Source organism: Bacillus sp. 05T31, assembly GCF_056396725.1.
The window spans coordinates 1-1575 of the sequence record NZ_JBFTMA010000860.1 but is presented as its reverse complement, the minus strand read 5'-3'; the positions used below and the strand labels follow the sequence as shown (position 1 = coordinate 1575).

General features: G+C 33.7%; 1 protein-coding gene and 1 pseudogene. Both read left to right on the top strand.

Annotation, left to right across the window (positions count from 1 at the left end; all coding sequences use genetic code 11):
* Positions 1 to 173 precede the first annotated feature (173 nt).
* On the top strand, positions 174 to 839 hold the full coding sequence (locus AC1DJR_RS29285) for a response regulator transcription factor (protein WP_000148832.1): 666 nt from the start codon (positions 174 to 176) through the stop codon (positions 837 to 839).
* A pseudogene (locus AC1DJR_RS29280) lies at positions 817 to 1575 on the top strand (sensor histidine kinase); the annotation flags it as partial. The gene AC1DJR_RS29285 and the pseudogene AC1DJR_RS29280, both read left to right, overlap by 23 nt.

Here is a 1575-nt window from a genome sequence, read left to right as displayed (position 1 = left end):
CTATAATAGAACTACTGTAATTCTGAACTATTCAGTGACACTAAACAATCCCCCTTGCTACTTTCATTACTATTTTATAGCGGGGGCTTATTATATGTATAAACAATCTGAGYCATCCGAAAAATGATGAATTCGAATATTGCAGTAAAAAGCGTTATTTAGGAGGTGTTACTATGACGCATATACTGGTGATTGAAGACAACCCAGATATACAAGAACTTATTCGTGAATTTCTAATGGCACAAAACTTTACTGTTGATGTAGTTGGTGCTGGAACAGAAGGCATTCTTCTTTTCCAAAAAAATTCATACGATCTTGTCCTCCTCGATGTAATGTTACCAGATATAGATGGCTATAGTATTTGTAAAATTATGCGAGGACAATCTGATGTACCAATCATTATGTTAACAGGCTTACATAATGAAGAAAGTGAAATTAAAGGATTTGAGTTAGGTATTGATGACTATATTACAAAACCGTTCCATTACACCGTATTTATAAAACGTGTAGAAGCTGTATTAAGAAGGGCAGCAACAAAGGAAGCAGAAGCTGCAACTATACTACAATTCCATGAATTGATGTTAAATTCTACAGCATATGCCGCTTATGTTCATGGTAATCAAATTGAATTGACTACAAAAGAATTTGAAATTATATATACTTTACTGCAAAATCGGGGAAAAGTACTATCAAGAAGTGATTTGTTGAATAAGGTATGGGGCTATGAACATTATGGTGATGTGAGGGTTATAGATACACATATTAAAAACTTACGAAAAAAATTAGAAATTCCTTATATTAAAACGGTGAAAGGCATTGGCTACAAAATCGAATCGTAGCAAAGACAACATCACCAAAAATATATTCATCAAAACCTTATTATTTTGTATTCTGTTATCACTTTGTCTTTATCAAATTATTTATTTTCTAGCCTCAAATTACGATAAAGATCGTTTGAAAGCTTCTGGAACGCAAACTGCGGAACAAGCGGAATCAGACAAACAAAACGACCACAGTAAAACAAAGCAAAATAAAGCTGTGTCAGAGAGTAGCATCTCTAATTTTCAATCTTCTCAAATAGACATGAAAACACTCTCTACAGCCATCAATCATCTTTTGCAGCCTAGCCAAACTGCAAAAGCAAAAGAACATGCACAAAATATTCCGGGGAAAAGTAACACAACGTCTTCACTTACAGAAGCGGAAAAGCAAGTTACTAACAATGATTCCTTACATACACAAAATGCAGCAAGTAAAGCAAATGATACACATGATAATCCAAAGTTAACAGATGTKTTGCAGCAGTTAGCTCCACATATYGGGGCGACAATGCTTGCATTATCTCTGCTTGGATCTTTAATCTAYGCAAAAATAATCGCCAAACCTTTCCGATATATGAGCGATGCTTTAAAAGATATTATGAATCTTGATTTCTCAGATAAAAAGCTACTTAACAAAAATACAGATCAAACAGATTTTAATTTGCACGTAGCTGCCTCACAAGTACCTACTATTGTGAAAAATTTACATGAAAGCAATCAAGATTTAAGAAATGAACTCAAGAAGGAACAACAG

Coding starts and splice junctions, on each gene's coding strand:
- AC1DJR_RS29285 (WP_000148832.1), top strand. CDS start 174: ATGACGCATATACTGGTGATTGAAGACAACCCAGATATACAAGAACTT.